This is a genomic window from Halobacillus andaensis (assembly GCF_014636475.1).
Taxonomy (GTDB): Bacteria; Bacillota; Bacilli; order Bacillales; family Halobacillaceae; genus Halobacillus_A; species Halobacillus_A andaensis.
The window spans coordinates 196,374-213,063 of record NZ_BMEL01000004.1; the positions used below are offsets into that span (position 1 = coordinate 196,374).

Below are 16,690 nucleotides of genomic sequence, written 5' to 3' on the forward strand. Positions count from 1 at the left end.
AAAAAAAGCTGAGGAAGCACATGCTTCCTCAGCTTTTTTATGCTCGTTTAACCATATCAACGTACAGTTTCTGATAGGCTTTATGTTCATCGAGCATGCCTACTTCGTGGTAGAGCTTAGACAGCCATTGAACAGGTTTCGGGTCTTCGTCATTTAGTTCCATTTCCCAGCTCATGCACTCAATGGCTTTTTGCGGTTGATGGAAATAATGATACAGCTCGCCAAGACGTCGTTGTTGACTCGGGTCTTCCAGCAGGATATTCATTTCATCAATTTTTTTAATCAGAGGTTCAGCGATTTTGATATCTTTAATTGGTTGAGCCCAGCTTTGTACATAAGCAGGTGTTTGATCAATCAATAAGGAGGATACGGCCTCATAAAGAATGGTGCTCGCTTGCTCTTCGTCGATGTTATCGCAAACGGTTAAAATTAACTTTTGTAATCCTTCAGGCGTTAGCGATTGGGTTATCAATTCTTTTTGTTTAACGATGGTGATCAATTGTTCAGATTGAGTGGGGTAGAGAACAAGCTCATGCTGGCAGATCAGCTGGAGGGCTGATTCAAGCTGGGCATCGTCTAAATAGGCTTGCAGCATGTCTTGTAAAAATGGTTCAACGGTCAAACCGCGGTTGGATAAGTCTTCTAATAACTCGAATCGATTTTCTGGAATGTATTCATTTATTAATGTCTTTAGGAAAAGGTAGTTGGTTTCATTTTGTGTGTGCTGTACACGACGAATGTGTAGAGTGAGGCGGTCTATCCATCGATTTTGCTGCTGGTAAAGACGATCTAATGTTTGAAAGGCGGAAGCTTTAGGAAGCTTGGCATACGCTTGTTTTTCGACATAAATAGGATCCCTGCTCAGTACGGACTCATCATTCGTCTTGTAAAGGGCTGCGTATCGAGTGAACTGTAAATCGCTAGTAAAGGAGTGCGTCACGCTATGATTTGGTGCGAAATCTCGGAGAATGTTGAGGATTCGGAAACAGGATAATAATTTTCCGTCACGGCGGTTTTGATAATAAAGCTTTTTAATGAGGTGTACGAGCTTTTCTTTCATAATAAAACCTTCGAAATAGGTAGCAATCAATACGGTTTCTTGCAGGGTGCGGTGTTTGGGTAGTTTGGCAAATAAGTCGTTAAAACTTTTTTTCTTATAAGGGGTGTTAGAACATTGGGCATGAATCAAGGGATGAGGCGGAGTGATAGTGGTGCCATTTTGAAAGGCGTTTTTTACGTATGGATAAGTAGTATCAGCTTTTGGAGTGACGTAGTTTAAATATTCATTCTCATAAAAGAAAACGTAATGGGTGTGGCCCTTAGCGTCTCTAGCTTCAATGATGCGGCTCTGCTTATAGATGGTCATTCGATCTATTTTCAGGTCACTTGTCTGATTCTTATCTTGAATGGTGATCGTTTGGGTCATATAGGTCCCTCCTCAATCTTTCTTGCCCCTTAACCATACCACTATATGGTACAACCATCAATAGGACAGACGAGGTGACTTTACTAGAAAAAGGTAAAAAACGACATAGTACAATGATTTTATATTCATGAAGGGTAGGTGTGTGCCTTTTAGCAGCTCGTAAAAGACCACTGTTTCAATAAATATATGATACTATTAAATGAAAGGGCTTACTTTATATATTTGCGAGGTGGTTAATAGCATGAAATATAATCGATTAGGAAACACCGATTTAGAAATCAGCGAATTAAGCTTTGGAACGTGGGCAATTGGTGGAAGTTGGGGAAAGACGGATGACCGCGCTGCTTTAGAAGGCCTTCATACAGCTATGGATGCAGGTGTTAACTTTTTTGATACAGCAGATGTCTACGGTATGGGACATAGTGAAGAACTGTTGGCTGAAGCAACAAAAGGAAAAGAGTCTGAGATTAAAATTGGTACGAAATTTTGTCGGCAAGGAGATATAAACGACCCCGACAATTATTCTATGGAACAAGTGTCTTCTTATTTAGAAGACAGTTTGAAGAGACTAAATAGAGACCAGGTCGATCTGTACCAGATTCACTGTCCTTCGTTTGAAATTATAAAAGATGGCTCTGTGTTTGAAGTTCTTGAAAAACTAAAACAGCAAGGGAAAATCAGATATTATGGGGTAAGTGTAGAGACGGTTGAAGAAGGAGTGCATGTGTTAAAAAACTCAAATGCTAGCGCCCTGCAAGTTATCTTTAATATTCTTCGCCAAAAGCCTTTAGAAGAATTATTTCCTGCTGCGGTTGAAAAGAATGTTGGAATTCTAGCTCGTGTTCCGTTGGCTAGTGGATTGTTGACAGGAAAGTTCAATCGTGACCATACATTTGAAGAAGACGATCACCGCCATTTCAATCAAGACGGTGAAGCTTTTAACGTAGGGGAAACGTTTGGTGGTTTAGAATTTTCAAAAGGGGTCGAATTAAGTCAAAAATTAAACTGGATTGCTGATGAACGTAAAAATATGACACGTGCTGCTTTAAAATGGATTATTCAGCAGGAAGCTGTTACGAGCGTCATTCCAGGGTTTCGAAATGTAAAGCAAGTGAAGGATAACATTCAAGCGTTAGACGTCAAGGACTATAGTCAGGAAGAGTTGAAGAGTCTTCAGAAGTTTTATAATGAAGAAGTTCATGCTCATATACGCGGCGTATATTAAAGTATAGTAAAACACACGAATAGTATCGTAAAGAACAAATAAAAAAGACGACTGAAAAGGCTGGCACCCAGCCCGTTTTAGTCGTCTTTTCTTAATGGAAGAATTACTTATATTCAGGAAGCCAGTCTCCGTGAGCTTCGATAAGATCGTCACACATTGCCATAATATCATCCATGGAAAGCTCTGCACTCGTATGAGGATCCAGGAGAGCTGCCTGATAGATGTGTTCCTTTTTGCCGGTTACAGCGGCTTTGATCGTTAACAATTGAGTATTAATATTCGTTCGATTAAGGGCAGCTAGCTGCTCAGGCAGTTCTCCTATATAAGTGGGAAGAATACCGTTTCGGTCAGCAACACAAGGCACTTCTACACAGGCGTTTTCAGGAAGATTTGAGATAAGACCACCTCTGTTCATTACATTTCCTCCAAATTTAAAAGGAGCGTTTGTTTCCATTGCTTCAATGATACGTGATCCGTATTCTTCAGACCGCTCGTGAGATAGCTGGGAGTTATGTACGATTTCTTCGCGCATATCTTCCCATTCTTTAATTTGATTGACACAGCGGCGGGGATACTCGTCTAAGGGAATGTTAAAGCGTTCAATCAGTTCAGGATACTGGTTTTTAATGAAATATGGGTGATATTCAGCGTTATGCTCTGAAGATTCTGTGATGTAATAGCCGAACTTATCCATCAGTTCAAAACGAACCATATCATCATGCTTTTCCTTTTGTTTCTCTTTGGCACGTTTCTTGATTTCCGGATACAAGTCTTTTCCGTCTTTCTTTACTTCTAAGAGCCATGCCATATGATTGATGCCCGCGATCCGCTCTTCAATTCCTTCGTGCTCCATATCAAGTGTTTCAAATAATTCCTTCGTGCAAACTTGAACGCTATGGCAGAGGCCAATCGTTTTTACACTTGTGTGGCGATTCATAAATCCTGTTAAGGTTGCCATAGGATTTGTATAGTTTAAGAGCCAGGCGTCAGGACAAACTTCCTCTATATCTCTAGCAATTTCCAGCATCACAGGTATTGTCCGCAACGTTCGAAAGATCCCGCCGATGCCGATCGTGTCACCAATCGTTTGCTGTAATCCGTATTTTTTTGGAATCTCAAAGTCGATGACTGTACTTGGCTTATATCCACCTACTTGAATCGCGTTAATCACATATTTGGCATCTGTTAAAGCTTCTTTTCTGTCCAGATAAGAAACAATATGAATCGACTGATTATATTTTTTTGATAAATTTTTCAGCATTTGCTCAGATTCTCGCAGCCTTTTTTCATCAATATCATGAAGAGCAAATTCAAATCCTTCAAGGGCTGGAACAAACATGCAGTCCCCAAGAATGTTCTTCGCGAAAATCGTACTTCCAGCTCCAATAAATGTAATTTTAGACATGTGTTTTCCTCCTGTTTAAAAATAGTGTTAACTGCTTTGAAAGCGCTTTTAAAGTAGTGCAAATTATAGTAAATGAAACTTAGACAGTTACTGAACAATTGTCCTGATTATTTACAGACGACGATTCACGAAATTGAACCTTACACGGATGAACAATTTTGGTAGGGATGTCTCTACCTTCCATTCGTTCATTTAGTAGTTTTACCGCTGATTTCCCCATTTCTTCTGAAAATACCTTGGCGGTCGTTAAAGGGGGATTTAAGTAACTTGCTAATTCTACATCGTTATAGCTGACAATTGATACATCGTTTGGAACATGAAATCCTGAATCGTGTAAAGCGCGCAAAGCCCCAATTGCGAGTGGGTCACTTGCGGTTATAAATGCGGTAGGCAGCTGACCTTTACTAATAGCTTGATTCATTAAGTGATAGCCAGCATCAGTCGACCAATCTCCTATATACACATGTTGATCGTTATAATAACCTCTTCTTTCCATGATCTTCTTATATGGAACGAACCTTAGCTTTTCCAAGTTATCAATACTGTCCAGTTCTGGTTCCTGATAAGAGGAATGGATAATCTCCTGCCCGCCGATAAACCCAATGTTTTTATGTCCTAGCGATATTAAATGTTCCATTAACCTGATCGTTGCACTATAAAAATCAGAGGTCACGCTGTCAAACTTCTCGGTTCCTGGTGATTCGTCGACAAACACTACTCGGTTATACTTTGCATAAATTTGCTGCACCGTCTCCGGGGAGATATTACCAACTACTATTACTCCATGAAGATCATTAAGACTAGTATCCTCTGTCCAATTTTTTTCCTGCCTGACGACGGAAGAGATATTTAGATTGAAGCGCAAGCATTCCGCCTCAATTCCCCTCCTTATCGATATAAAATATTCATCTTCGTATTCATAATCTTTTGAACAAAAAATAATTAGTCCAATAGACTTCTTTTTATTCAATAAAGAAGCTTTTTTCTTATTGGAAAGCGATAAATAGTTTAATTTTTTCGCGGATTCGTACACGCGTTTTCTAGTCGTATCAGCTACAGATAGGGTTTCATCTTCACTTAAGACTCTGGAAACGGTTGCTATAGAAACGTTCGCTGCTTTTGCTACATCTTTTAAACTGGCCATTTCGCACCTCCTTATTTTAACTAAAATTTTACTTAATATTTAAGGTATCACAGTTAGTGTTTTTATTCAAAATAAAAAAGAATAAAATTAGTTTTACTTTTAACATTACATGTAGAGGATGTAAACCGCTTGAAATATACTATTTAATTATGAGAAAATTTAAAAAATCACTTGTAAGCGATTTCTTTATCTGTTATGTTTTAATTAATAAAGTTAAAATTTTAGTAAAAAAACGAAGGTTTATTTCGCTATTTTTTACTAGATTCAATCAGGGAAGGTCGTTCAGGGTTACTGGAGATACTAACCATAATAAAAACTTAGGGGGTAACATGATGAAAAAATCTTTTGTGAAGTTAGCGAGTAGTATTGGAGTTATCGCATTGTTGGCAGCTTGTGGAGGTAATGGCGGTGGCAATGGAAATGGAAGCGACAATGGAAGTAATGAAGAAGTAAGCGGAAGTGAAGAGGGTAAATTGACTATGGCTCTTTCTGCAAGTAGTGAAGGGGAAAAGAGTACGTTTGAAGAATTAATTGGCGAGTTTGAAGAAGAAACAGATATTGATGTTGAAGCTAGTTTTCCAGGTGGAGGGTATGAAGACCAGATGAGAGTTCAGATGGCCGCAAACGATTTGCCGGATATCTTTGATACCCATGGTTGGTCTCAGTTGCGCTATGGAGAATATACGTACGATCAGCAGGATATGGACTGGGTCGATGATTTGAAGCCTGCGATGGAAGATATCGTTACGGATGATGAAGGGAAAGTATATACCTATCCGGTAAACATGGCTCAGGATGGTGTTATCTATAATAAGAACGTTTTAGATGAATATGGCATTGAGGTACCTGAAACGTGGGATGAATTTGTCGAAGCGCTTGAAACAATACGTGATGAGACCAATGGACAAGTTGCTCCATTGTGGATTGCCGGTGGAGATGGCTGGCCTCTAGGACAGATGGTCGACCAAATGATGACGCCGATGTTCGCAACCGATGAGGAAAATGATTACACAGATGAATTTCTTGATGGCTCATTTGACTGGAGCCAATACGAGTGGCTTCCAGAACAACTTTTGATGCTGCAGGAGAATGACCTGCTTAATCAAGATGTTTTAACTGCTAAATTTGCCCAGGCTCCTGAAATCATGGCTGGGGAGCAAGCGGCATTCATGTTTGCAGGTGGTTCAGTTGGACCGGATGCAACAGCAATGAATGAAGAAGTAGAAGTTGGTTTAATGCCTACCCCGGCTGTTCATGAAGGAGACGAGCAGGTTTGGATTGGCGGGGAACGCTTTACACTTGCTATCTTTGAAGAGTCTGAAATGAAGGACGAGGCGAAGCAGTTTATTGAGTTTATGGCTGAACCTGAAAATGCACAACGTATTGCAGAGGGGACTAATTTAGCGTCAGCTATTGAAGGTGTAGAAGCAGACACTTATTTCTCTGAAGATCTTGAGAACTATTCAGATACTGAAATTGTCAGCTACTTCGACCGTGTTTTTCTGCCGAGCGGCATGTGGGACGTAATGTCGACAACAACGGAAGAATTGTTAGCCGGCGGATCACCTGAAGAAGCAGCCAATACAATGGAATCTGAATATGACCGTTTAAGAGAAGAAGGCGATGACGAATAATACTCATTAATTAGGCTTAAAAGGGGGAGAGAACATTCTCTCCCTTCTATGTTAATGAGACGAATCGTGCATTAAGAAGGAGATGACATATAGTATGAGCGAACTGGTTGGAAAGTTGAGAGGAAAAACAGGGAAATCCAGTAATAAACAAAAGTTAAATAAGGAAAAATCCTTATGGTGGATGTATCTGCCGGCGGTTTTATTTGTCACCGTGTTTATCGTCTATCCGTTTATGGATGGGGTGAGAATTTCATTTACAGATTGGAATGGTTTTTCTCAGTCCTTTAATTTTGTCGGACTTGAGCAATATTCACGTATGTTTAATGATCCTACAACCTGGACTGTTATTCGGAACACTCTTTTATATGGGATCGGAAGTACGATATTACAGAACGGACTTGGTCTTTGTTACGCCTTACTATTAAATAATTCTATTAAATTTAGAACATTAACACGGACAATTGTTTACCTTCCGGTTATTATCAGTCCATTAATTATGGGGTATATTTTCTATCTCTTTTTCGCTTTTCAAAATGGAGCTCTAAATGATGCGATAACGGCTTTCGGTTTTGCTCCAATTAATGCGCTCGGAAATGCTGATATTAACCCTTATATTATTGTATTGGTCAATACCTATCAGTTTGTCGGAATTGCTATGATTATTTACTTAGCAGGATTGCAGGGAATCTCCAAAGATTTTTATGAAGCGGCTGATATCGATGGAGCTTCTGCTTTTCAACAGTTTAAATCCATTACGCTGCCAATGCTAGCCCCGTCGATCACCATTAACGTAGTTATTAACATTATTGGCGGCTTGAAGCTGTTTGATGTCATTGTAGCCTTAACTGGCGGTGGACCAGGTAATGCTTCACAGTCCAGTTCCACGTTTATGTACGACTTGTATTTCAGCAGACAGGATGCCGGGTATGCAGCTACACAAGGTGTGTTGATTGCCTTTATTATTCTGATCCTTAGCTTGCTTGCGCTATGGTACTTTAAACGGAAGGAGATTGAAGCGTAATGATAAAAAACAAGAAAAAAGGGCTGTTAACCATCCTTGCTCTCATTGTAGCGGCTATTCACGTTATCCCGTTTTATATTTTGATCACGACCTCGCTGAAAGTGCGTGGAGATTTCAGTTCGCGTTGGGCGCTTCCTGAGTATTTTACCCTTGAAAATTTCGGTATAGCGTGGCAAGAAGCAAACCTGGGACCAGCCTTCATTAACTCCTTTATTATTACATTTGTAGCGGCTGTTCTGCTCATTTTTGTCGGTTCGCTTGCTGCTTATCCATTGGCGCGGCGAAATACGAAGCTGAATAAAGCAGCTATGATGTTTTTCATAGCGATTATGGTAGTTCCGCCACTTACGGCTCTCGTACCGCTTTATCAGCTAGTGGTTGATATAGGAATGCTGAATACTCGAACGATTGCAATTTTAAACAATGTGGCCGCATTTCTGCCGTTAACTATTTTTCTTTATTCTGGATTCATTCGCTCCACAATTCCGAAAGAATTAGAAGAAGCTGCGAAAATTGACGGTGCCAGTACGATAGGAATTTTCTTTAGAGTGGTTTTTCCGCTCTTAAAGCCAGTGACGGCATCCGTATTGATTATCGCGTGTGTCTTTATCTGGAACGATTATCAGTTTGCCATTTTCTTCTTGCAAAGCAGTGAAGTGCAGACGTTAACGGTCGCGATGGCCAGCTTCTTTGGTGAAAATCAAAATAATCTCGGGCTTGTAGCAGCTGCTGCCTTTCTAGCGATGATCCCAATGGCTATTTTGTTCCTATTCTTACAAAAATACTTTATCGCCGGACTATCATCTGGTGCTGTAAAAGGATAATATTCTTGAAAGCTAACTATTAATTATTGAAATTGTTGTAACGGAGGACTTGCACATGCCGATCTACTTTAACGAAAATACAAAAGAGTTTCATTTACAAAACCAAGGGCTGAGCTACATTTTCTGTATTATGAAAAATAATCAACTTGGCCACTTGTATTACGGTAAAAAAATTAAACACCGTGATTCTTTTCAGCACCTGTTAAGAACACAAGCCCGTGCAGGTATGTCGAATGTATTTGAAGGTGATCTTACTTTTTCGCTTGATCTATTAAAGCAGGAATACCCTTCATACGGAACGACCGACTACCGTGAGCCTGCTTATCAAATTCTTCAGGAAAACGGCAGCCGGACGACTCAGTTTGAATATCAATGCCATGAAATTTTTGAGGGAAAGCCTGCTTTGAACGGACTGCCGGCTGCTTATACCGAGGAAGAGGGTGAAGCATCTACACTTGTTGTCACGTTAGTCGATTCATTAATTGATGCAGAAATTAAACTATCGTATACCGTTTATGAAAACCGCAATGTCATGACGCGTAACACAGAATTTGTTAATAAGGGAAAACAAAAACTTGAATTAACACGAGCACTGAGCGCCAGCGTCGATTTATTTGATGCCGACTTTGAAATGGTTCAGCTTTCTGGTTCGTGGTCGAGAGAGCGTCATGTGAAATCAAGAGAGCTCGTCCCAGGAATCCAAAGTATCTCTAGTACGAGAGGGACGAGCAGCTCTCAGCAAAATCCGTTTCTTGCGTTAAAACGTCCGACAGCGGATGAAAATCAAGGGGAAGTGTATGGCTTTAACTTCGTGTATAGTGGAAACTTCCTTGCTCAGGTTGAGGTAGATCAGTATGATGTGGCGAGGGTGACGATGGGAATTAATCCTTTTGATTTTCGTTGGCTCCTTAAGCCTGGAGAAACATTTCAAACACCAGAAGTCGTTATGGTTTATTCTGATGAAGGTATGAACGGGATGAGTCAGACCTATCATGACTTATACCGTGAACGTCTCGTGCGCGGTCCGTGGAAAAAAGAAGAGCGTCCTGTATTAATAAACAACTGGGAAGCGACTTATTTTGACTTTGATGAGGAGAAGCTGTTGTCGATTGCTAAAGAATCAAAAGAGCTTGGCATTGAACTGTTTGTGCTGGATGACGGCTGGTTTGGTAAACGTGATGATGATACAACTTCACTCGGCGACTGGTTTTCTGATAAAGAAAAGCTTCCTAATGGAGTGGAAGGGGTGGCCAGGAAAATCACCGACCTCGGCATGAAATTCGGGTTGTGGTTTGAACCAGAAATGGTCAATAAAGCCAGCGAGTTGTACAAACAGCACCCGGACTGGATTATTCAGGTAAAAGGAAGAACACACTCCCACGGTAGAAATCAATATGTGCTTGATTTTTCCCGGAAAGAAGTAGTCGATAATTTGTATGAGCAAATGGCAGAAGTCTTAAAGGAGTCGCCAATTACTTATGTGAAGTGGGATATGAACCGGTATATGACTGAGATCGGTTCACTTGATTTACCTTCGGAACGGCAGAGTGAAGTGGCCCACCGCTATATTTTAGGAGTGTATGATCTGTACGAACGATTAACGTCTCAATTTCCAGAGGTGTTATTCGAGTCATGCGCAAGCGGAGGTGCCCGATTTGATCCGGGCATGCTCTATTATGCACCGCAGACGTGGACGAGTGATGATACTGATGCAGTGGAGCGTTTAAAAATTCAATATGGAACCTCGATGGCTTACCCATTGAGTACGATTGGGGCTCACGTATCAGATGTGCCAAATCACCAGGTGCACCGAACTACGAGTCTGTCGACCCGGGGAGATGTCTCTTTCTTTGGAACCTTTGGCTATGAACTGGATATTACGACGATGACGCCTGAAGAAAAAGACGAAGTGAAGCAGCAAGTCCACTATTACAAACAGCACCGTAAGCTCATCCAGTATGGCACGTTTTATCGTTTGCTCAGTCCGTTTGAGGAGGGAGGCAATCGAGTGGCATGGATGGTCGTTTCTCCCGATCAAAAGGAAGCACTCGTTGGCTATTACAAGATTCTTGCTGAGCCGAATCCAGGTTTTAAACGACTGTTTTTAAAAGGTTTGAATGAACAGCAAGAGTATGAAATCGAAGGCATGGATGGAAGTTATTACGGTGATGAATTGATGAGAGCTGGTCTGATGCTCGAAAATGAGTATTCAGGGTCTGTGCCCCCTGAGAACGAAAAACTAGGGGATTTCACCTCATCCCTTTACAAGTTAACGGCTAAACAATAAACATTTAGAAAAAAGAGTTGGCTTATACGCCAAGTCTTCAGCTTGTAGTTGAGTGAGTCAACAGAAAAACTGAAAGTCTATGAAAGGTAGAATTTATAAAGCGGTCTATGTGGAATTTAATTTTCACACAGACCGCTTTTCTTCTAGCTTTTAAGAAATTTGCGCCTTCTATTCCTTTATAATTTTAACGCTTCGTTTCAATCTTATACCGTTCTTTAGCCAGGCAACTTATAGATGGTTTTTAGGAGCAGATAGTTGAACATACGAATGGATTTTAGATTGATCTCTGTGGATGCAACGATGAGCGTTCGGTGGTGACGCCTGGTCGATTAAAACCGGCCACGTCCTGTGGCCAACATCGACACTAGCACGTCCGGTGCGTCGCGGGAACAGCGCGAGCCGAAGATCCACTTGGTCTAGTGAACTTCTTGACCAAGTTAGCTTAGGCCGTGCCCGCGGCAAGCATCCACCGACAAGCGATTCGTGAGGCTCTTTAAGGTTAGAAAGGACTTCTTCAGTAGCCTGCCTTTCAGTCCTACGGGTTCACACCTTATTCGTATCTCCCACAGGAGTATCGCCGTTTCCTTAAACACTTGTTCGATAAAAAAGCCACTAGTGAGAATGAGGAATAAGCAATATTATAATAGATGAGAGCCAAGTCTTATTAACTGAGTTTTGATGTGCTTTCTCTTTTTATTAATTTCGTAGGGATGACTACTTTTTTGGGGATTTCCCGTTTTGTATCCAGACGTTCGACCATTAATTCAACTGCGGTTTCCCCCATAAATTCTGTAAATACCTTTACGGTAGATAAAGAAGGTTGAAGGTAGTTGGAGGCGGCAATATCGTTAAAACCAATAATAGACACCTCATCTGGTACGCGGATGTTGTTTTCATGAAGAGCTCTTAACGCTCCGATTGCCATAGAGTCACTGGCTACGACAAATGCTGTAGGAAGTTTTGGCTGCTGTAACGCGTCCTTCATTAGACGATAGCCATCTTCCGTACCAAATCGACCAACAAAAACAAATTGTTCGTTAAAAATATTTTTGGATGTTAAGTATTCTCTAAAGGCTTTTTCACGATAATCCATTAAAGTTTCATTGGCTCTAATTTCTAAAACTCCGCCAATGAATCCAATATCACGATGGTTTAAAGATATCAGGTGATCTAAAACCTCAATCATAGCTCTTTGAAAGTCAATCACCACAGAATCATAAGTCAAATCAGATGGAGAAAAATCTACAAAAGTAATCGCGCTTGTTATTTCTTTTATTTCCTCGACTTCTTCCGGAGGAATTCTTCCAACAACGATCATCCCATCGATATCATTAACAGCTGATAAATCTAACTGATTATTTTTTCGATAAACTTTTACTAAATCGATTTTTTTGGCGGCGCACTCTTTTTCAATCCCAAGGCGAATCGCTAAAAAATAAGGGTCGCTAATTTCATCTTGCTCAGAATGGAAAAGAATAATGCCTAGTCGGTACTTCTTCTTCTCATTCTTTGAAGCGCGTTGTTTTAACGTACGGTAATTCAGTTCTTCAGAAACTTTAAAAATCCGTTTTTTTGTCGCGTCAGATACAGATAAAGTAGAATCGTAATTTAAGACTCTGGATACGGTAGCGATAGAAAAACCGGTTTTTTCCGCTATATCACGAATCGTTGCCATCAAGTACTCTCCTTCTATGGTAAGTAAAAAATATTTGTTTAGTAAAAAATGGTTTATTTATACTATATCACACAGAAAACGTGACTCCTATCTACTGAAGGAAAGTAATTTTTTGAGGAAGAAGCAACGGAATTCCTAAAGAAAAAAGACAGGAGTTTTCCTGTCTCAAGTTTGTAGAGAAATCTTAGTTTTCTCTATACTTTTTATTGCAAGTAAAAGTTCACTAGAACAAGTGGCGGCTAGGCTTTCCTCTTATAGAGACAAAGATGTCAACAAGGCTCTATACTTCAATGGTTCCGAAAGCTATTTGGATCAAAGGAACGGAAAAGTGACGACTCCTGCGGGAGGAGCAGACAGGAGAGGCCCCGGAGGTCGCAGACCGAGGAGACTTTCCGTCTTGCCCCGCGGAAAGCGGCGCTTTTCCTGTTCCTTTTCTCCAGACAAAAATGAAGGAACCACCATATACCCCCATATTCTATCCGTCTAAGCTTTTTCGACAGCCTGAAGACAGGAGTTTTCCTGTCTTTTTAAATGGTTTCAAACGTGAAAGTTGTCTTCTTTTCATAAGGTTCGTTAGCTTTTAAAAGAATACTTGGAAAACCTTTATGATGGAGAGAAGCGGGGGAAGCTTGGGTTTCTAAACACAATCCCGAATGTTTTTGAGCAGGACCGCTCTCTAAGAGGTGCTCACTATTTAAATTGTTCCCTGTATATAAAACCATACCGGGTTGATTGGTGTAGACTCTTAGAGCTCTCCCGCTTTCCTCATCTTTTAGGCTAACCTGTTCCTCTTCTGTTTCATTAAAAATAAAATAGTGATCAAATCCATCGTTAGCTAACTGGATTTGGGGATGGCTGGAGTCGAGTCCAGTTTGCAAGGTAGATTCCTTGCTTAAATCAAAAGGGGTCCCTTCACTAGATTTAATTTTACCTGTAGGAATAAGGTTCTCATCCAATTCTACAAACTGATTGCTGTTTATTTTCATCTTATGATCGCGAGCGGTTCGTTTTGCATTTCCGCTCAAGTTAAGATAACTATGATTCGTTAAAGTGACAGCCGTATCTTGATCACTGATGGCTTGATAATCGATTGAGAATTGATTATGATTTGTTAATTGGTATGTGATTTTCACAGAAAGGCTGCCAGGGTATCCGCCTTCTAAATCTGGAATCTCCAGCGTGAATTCTACTCCCGCTGCACTTGTTGTTTGAAAGGGAGCAGCGTTCCAAATTTTTTTATTAAAACCTTGGTCGCCCCCGTGGAGAGAGTTATCTCCATCATTAGTATCTAGAACATACATCTCATCATTGAGAAGGAAGGAGGCTCCGTCAACTCGTCCGGCGACTCGTCCGATCAGCGCTCCGAAATAATTGGGGTCCTCTACGTAATCTTCATATTTTTTGTAAGAGAGAACGACGTTTTCAATAGTGCCTCTGCGGTCAGGAACATTGATCTCCGTGATGATCCCACCATAATTTAAAGCGCGTATGGACATGCCGGAGTCGTTTTCCACAGTGAATGCTTTCCAACCGTTAGGTAGTAACTCTTCTTTTACTTCCATATTTGTGTGCCTCCATATTGATTAGTCTTTACTATTAATTTAGGTTTGCAAAATTCAAGTAAGATTTAGCTTTTGGCTTCGTACTTGATATTCATTACGATTCCTTGCTCGTAGTTACCGAATTTCGGACCGAATAAATTCATACCGCCCTTGTTTTCGGCATCTTCTTTAATGCCCAATTTAAACGCAACGTAGGGGTGATCGCTTAAGTGAAGGTCTCCTATGGTTACGTCAGAAGCCTTTTCATTGTCTATGAAACAACCATCCTCATTGATTTTCCACTGTTTCAGTAAACCAAACTGGGTAAGATTTGTACGCCACCAGTCCGGAGTAAGGGACCCTCGTTCTCCCCCGAAGTCTCCTGGAGATGTCCAGGTAGCAGTTTCTGTATGATTGATCCAGGTTGTTATATCAGAAGGCCAGTCCAGTTTATAGTTAGGAGCTTCGGAACACACTTCTGCGCTAAATGAGATTTCCTTTACTGTGTATCCATAAGGAATGCGATTAGGAAACCTGTATTCTACATAGCCATCTCTGAAGAATAAGAGTTGAGCATTCTTTCGATCTGTTTCGTAGAAAGAACGTGGGTCGTCCTGGATGCCAATGTATTCCTGCTCTCCAACGAGTCCACAGTTGGGATGAACATGACAATCGAGATAATCCCCAATATTCATTTCAATGGTAAGTTCATGTTCATTTGTCTGCTCTTCCATATTGAATAAGTCGATAATGATTCTATCATAGTTAATGGCACTTACTTTCTGTGTACCTCTCCCAGGAACTAGTTCTGTCACAATGAGATCGACTTTTTCTAATTTATTAACGTGAGAAGCGGTAGTAGAGAAAGGAAGGTTCAGCTTCTCAGATAATTCGTTGACGTTGTGCGGCTTTTCGCTTAATAAGTTTAATATTTTTACACGGGTCGGATTTGATAGAGCTTTATTGATGGGTAGCATATTTTCAAATGTTAATGGTAGTTTTTTCACAAGAGAAGCCTCCGTATAAGAGTGTGTCTTTCCCTTAAGTATAACAAATTATTATACAAAAGAAGGGTGCAAGAAGCACCCTTCTTCATAAAAATTAACTTTGAGGAGAGGCTTCATTTCTTTGTTTTCTAAGGTGTATCTTCTCGACAGTTTCCTTGTATTCTTTCTCCGTATAGGAATAGAAGTACATGATAATGAAGCGGATGATCGAACCGAGTGCAGGGAGCAGGGCAATGACGAAAAATAGCATGTTCAGTGTAAACTCACTTTGGGCCTGGTTCGATTGATAGTTGATCGCAGTTAAGATCAGCCCCGTAGCACCTCCAGAAACAGCCACAGACAATTTCCCTGTAAACGTTTGTCCTGAGAAGATAACGGCTTCATTACGTTTTCCGGTTTTCCATTCTGTATATTCAATCGTTTCTGCCAGCATTCCAGAAATTAATGGCCCCGTAGTTGTATACAATAGCATCGTGAGCCCTATGAAAATGAACGAAACGACAACACTAGAGTAACCAAGACTAAACCAAATGATTCTAATGACTACATCTGCAGCTACAATCACCATCAGCATATGCTTTTTCTTATACTTCAAGTTTAGCTTAGGGATAATGAAAAAGCCGATACAGCTGGCAAAACTAATAATACCAAATATACTCATGAATGAAGCGCTTCCAAGATTATACGTAAAAAAGTAAATGTTTAAGGCTTGTGTGATATTCATAAAGACATTGCAAAAGAACACAACCAGTATGGCGAACATCGGCTTGTTGGCTCTAATCGCCCGTACGCCATCTGAAAATTTTACTTTTGTTTTAGGCGGTTTCACTCGTTCTTTCGTGTTTTTGAACCCATTTAACATAATAGGGAGCGCGATCGCCATTAATACAATGGTAGCTAGCAAGTAGCCTTGTCCCAAATCATCTCCGCCGAGCCATTCGGTAAGTGGGGTAAAAATGGTTGGAGACAATGCGATTCCTGTAAACACACCCATATTTGCGAAAGTAATTAACTTTGTTCTCTGTTCTGCCTGCTGACTCATTACGGAGGATAGGGACCAAAATGGAACGTCAGAAGCTGTATAAACCATTCCCCATAAAATATAAGTCCCCCCAGCATATATGACTTTCGCTGTCATACTAAGCCCATCCAAAGGGAGAAAACAAAGGATAGTAGATATCACGATAAGGAAAGGCATGTATTTAAGATAGGGTCTAAATTTACCGTGTTTGGAATTTAACGTATCCATAATCGAAGCCATAAGCGGATCATTTACAGCATCCCACGTCCTTGCGATAAGAAAGATGATACTTGCCGCAGCCGCAGAAATTCCCAAGATATCAGTATAGAAAAACAGGATATATGAGCCTATTAAACCGAAGCTGATACATTGGGCAAAACCATAACCAAAATAGGAAGCGATTTCTTTTTTTCGAATGTCCTCTTTCAATTCCATATCAGTTAGTGATTGATTTTTAGATGGTTCCATATTTTCTCCTCC

The 16,690-nt window shown here is 40.5% G+C and carries 12 protein-coding genes; 5 read left to right on the top strand and 7 right to left on the bottom strand.

What is annotated here, in order from left to right:
- Positions 1 to 37: 37 nt before the first annotated feature.
- A complete protein-coding gene (locus IEV27_RS15770; protein WP_188378463.1) occupies positions 38 to 1,426 on the bottom strand; it encodes a hypothetical protein in 1,389 nt (462 codons plus the stop codon).
- 241 nt (positions 1,427 to 1,667) lie between these two features.
- On the opposite strand from IEV27_RS15770, the gene IEV27_RS15775 reads away from it, so the two are divergent.
- Positions 1,668 to 2,651, top strand: coding sequence for an aldo/keto reductase (locus IEV27_RS15775; RefSeq protein WP_188378464.1), 984 nt, complete (start codon positions 1,668 to 1,670; stop codon positions 2,649 to 2,651).
- A gap of 103 nt (positions 2,652 to 2,754) precedes the next feature.
- On the opposite strand, the gene IEV27_RS15780 is transcribed toward IEV27_RS15775, so the two are convergent.
- Positions 2,755 to 4,056 carry an alpha-glucosidase/alpha-galactosidase gene (locus IEV27_RS15780; RefSeq protein WP_188378465.1) on the bottom strand — a complete coding sequence of 434 codons (1,302 nt, stop codon included), beginning with the start codon at positions 4,054 to 4,056 and terminating at the stop codon, positions 2,755 to 2,757.
- A 79-nt stretch (positions 4,057 to 4,135) separates the two neighbouring features.
- Complete coding sequence (locus IEV27_RS15785; RefSeq protein WP_188378466.1) at positions 4,136 to 5,200, bottom strand: LacI family DNA-binding transcriptional regulator; 1,065 nt, start codon at positions 5,198 to 5,200, stop codon at positions 4,136 to 4,138.
- 332 nt (positions 5,201 to 5,532) lie between these two features.
- Here IEV27_RS15785 and IEV27_RS15790 point away from each other — a divergent pair, with 332 nt between their 5' ends.
- The 4 genes from IEV27_RS15790 (at position 5,533) to IEV27_RS15805 (ending at position 10,966) form a co-directional block, all read left to right on the top strand.
- The gene (locus tag IEV27_RS15790) at positions 5,533 to 6,834 is read left to right on the top strand and encodes an ABC transporter substrate-binding protein (RefSeq protein ID WP_188378467.1); all 1,302 of its coding nucleotides are present in this window, start codon (positions 5,533 to 5,535) and stop codon (positions 6,832 to 6,834) included.
- 94 nt (positions 6,835 to 6,928) lie between these two features.
- Positions 6,929 to 7,855, top strand: coding sequence for a carbohydrate ABC transporter permease (locus IEV27_RS15795; RefSeq protein WP_188378468.1), 927 nt, complete (start codon positions 6,929 to 6,931; stop codon positions 7,853 to 7,855).
- On the top strand, positions 7,855 to 8,679 hold the full coding sequence (locus IEV27_RS15800) for a carbohydrate ABC transporter permease (RefSeq protein WP_188378469.1): 825 nt from the start codon (positions 7,855 to 7,857) through the stop codon (positions 8,677 to 8,679). The genes IEV27_RS15795 and IEV27_RS15800 overlap by 1 nt, the downstream gene beginning before the upstream one ends.
- Before the next feature lie 55 nt (positions 8,680 to 8,734).
- Positions 8,735 to 10,966: an alpha-galactosidase gene (locus tag IEV27_RS15805; protein ID WP_188378470.1), complete on the top strand. Its 2,232-nt coding sequence runs from the start codon at positions 8,735 to 8,737 to the stop codon at positions 10,964 to 10,966.
- A gap of 664 nt (positions 10,967 to 11,630) precedes the next feature.
- Here the strand turns inward: IEV27_RS15805 and IEV27_RS15810 are convergent.
- The 4 genes from IEV27_RS15810 to IEV27_RS15825 form a co-directional block, all read right to left on the bottom strand.
- Positions 11,631 to 12,641, bottom strand: coding sequence for a LacI family DNA-binding transcriptional regulator (locus IEV27_RS15810; RefSeq protein WP_188378471.1), 1,011 nt, complete (start codon positions 12,639 to 12,641; stop codon positions 11,631 to 11,633).
- Between the two features lie 527 nt (positions 12,642 to 13,168).
- A complete protein-coding gene (locus IEV27_RS15815; RefSeq protein ID WP_188378472.1) occupies positions 13,169 to 14,203 on the bottom strand; it encodes an aldose epimerase family protein in 1,035 nt (344 codons plus the stop codon).
- Between the two features lie 65 nt (positions 14,204 to 14,268).
- The gene (locus IEV27_RS15820; protein WP_188378473.1) at positions 14,269 to 15,189 is read right to left on the bottom strand and encodes an ArsR/SmtB family transcription factor; all 921 of its coding nucleotides are present in this window, start codon (positions 15,187 to 15,189) and stop codon (positions 14,269 to 14,271) included.
- A 94-nt stretch (positions 15,190 to 15,283) separates the two neighbouring features.
- Positions 15,284 to 16,678, bottom strand: a complete 1,395-nt coding sequence (locus IEV27_RS15825; protein WP_188378474.1) for an MFS transporter — start codon at positions 16,676 to 16,678, stop codon at positions 15,284 to 15,286.
- Positions 16,679 to 16,690: the final 12 nt, after the last annotated feature.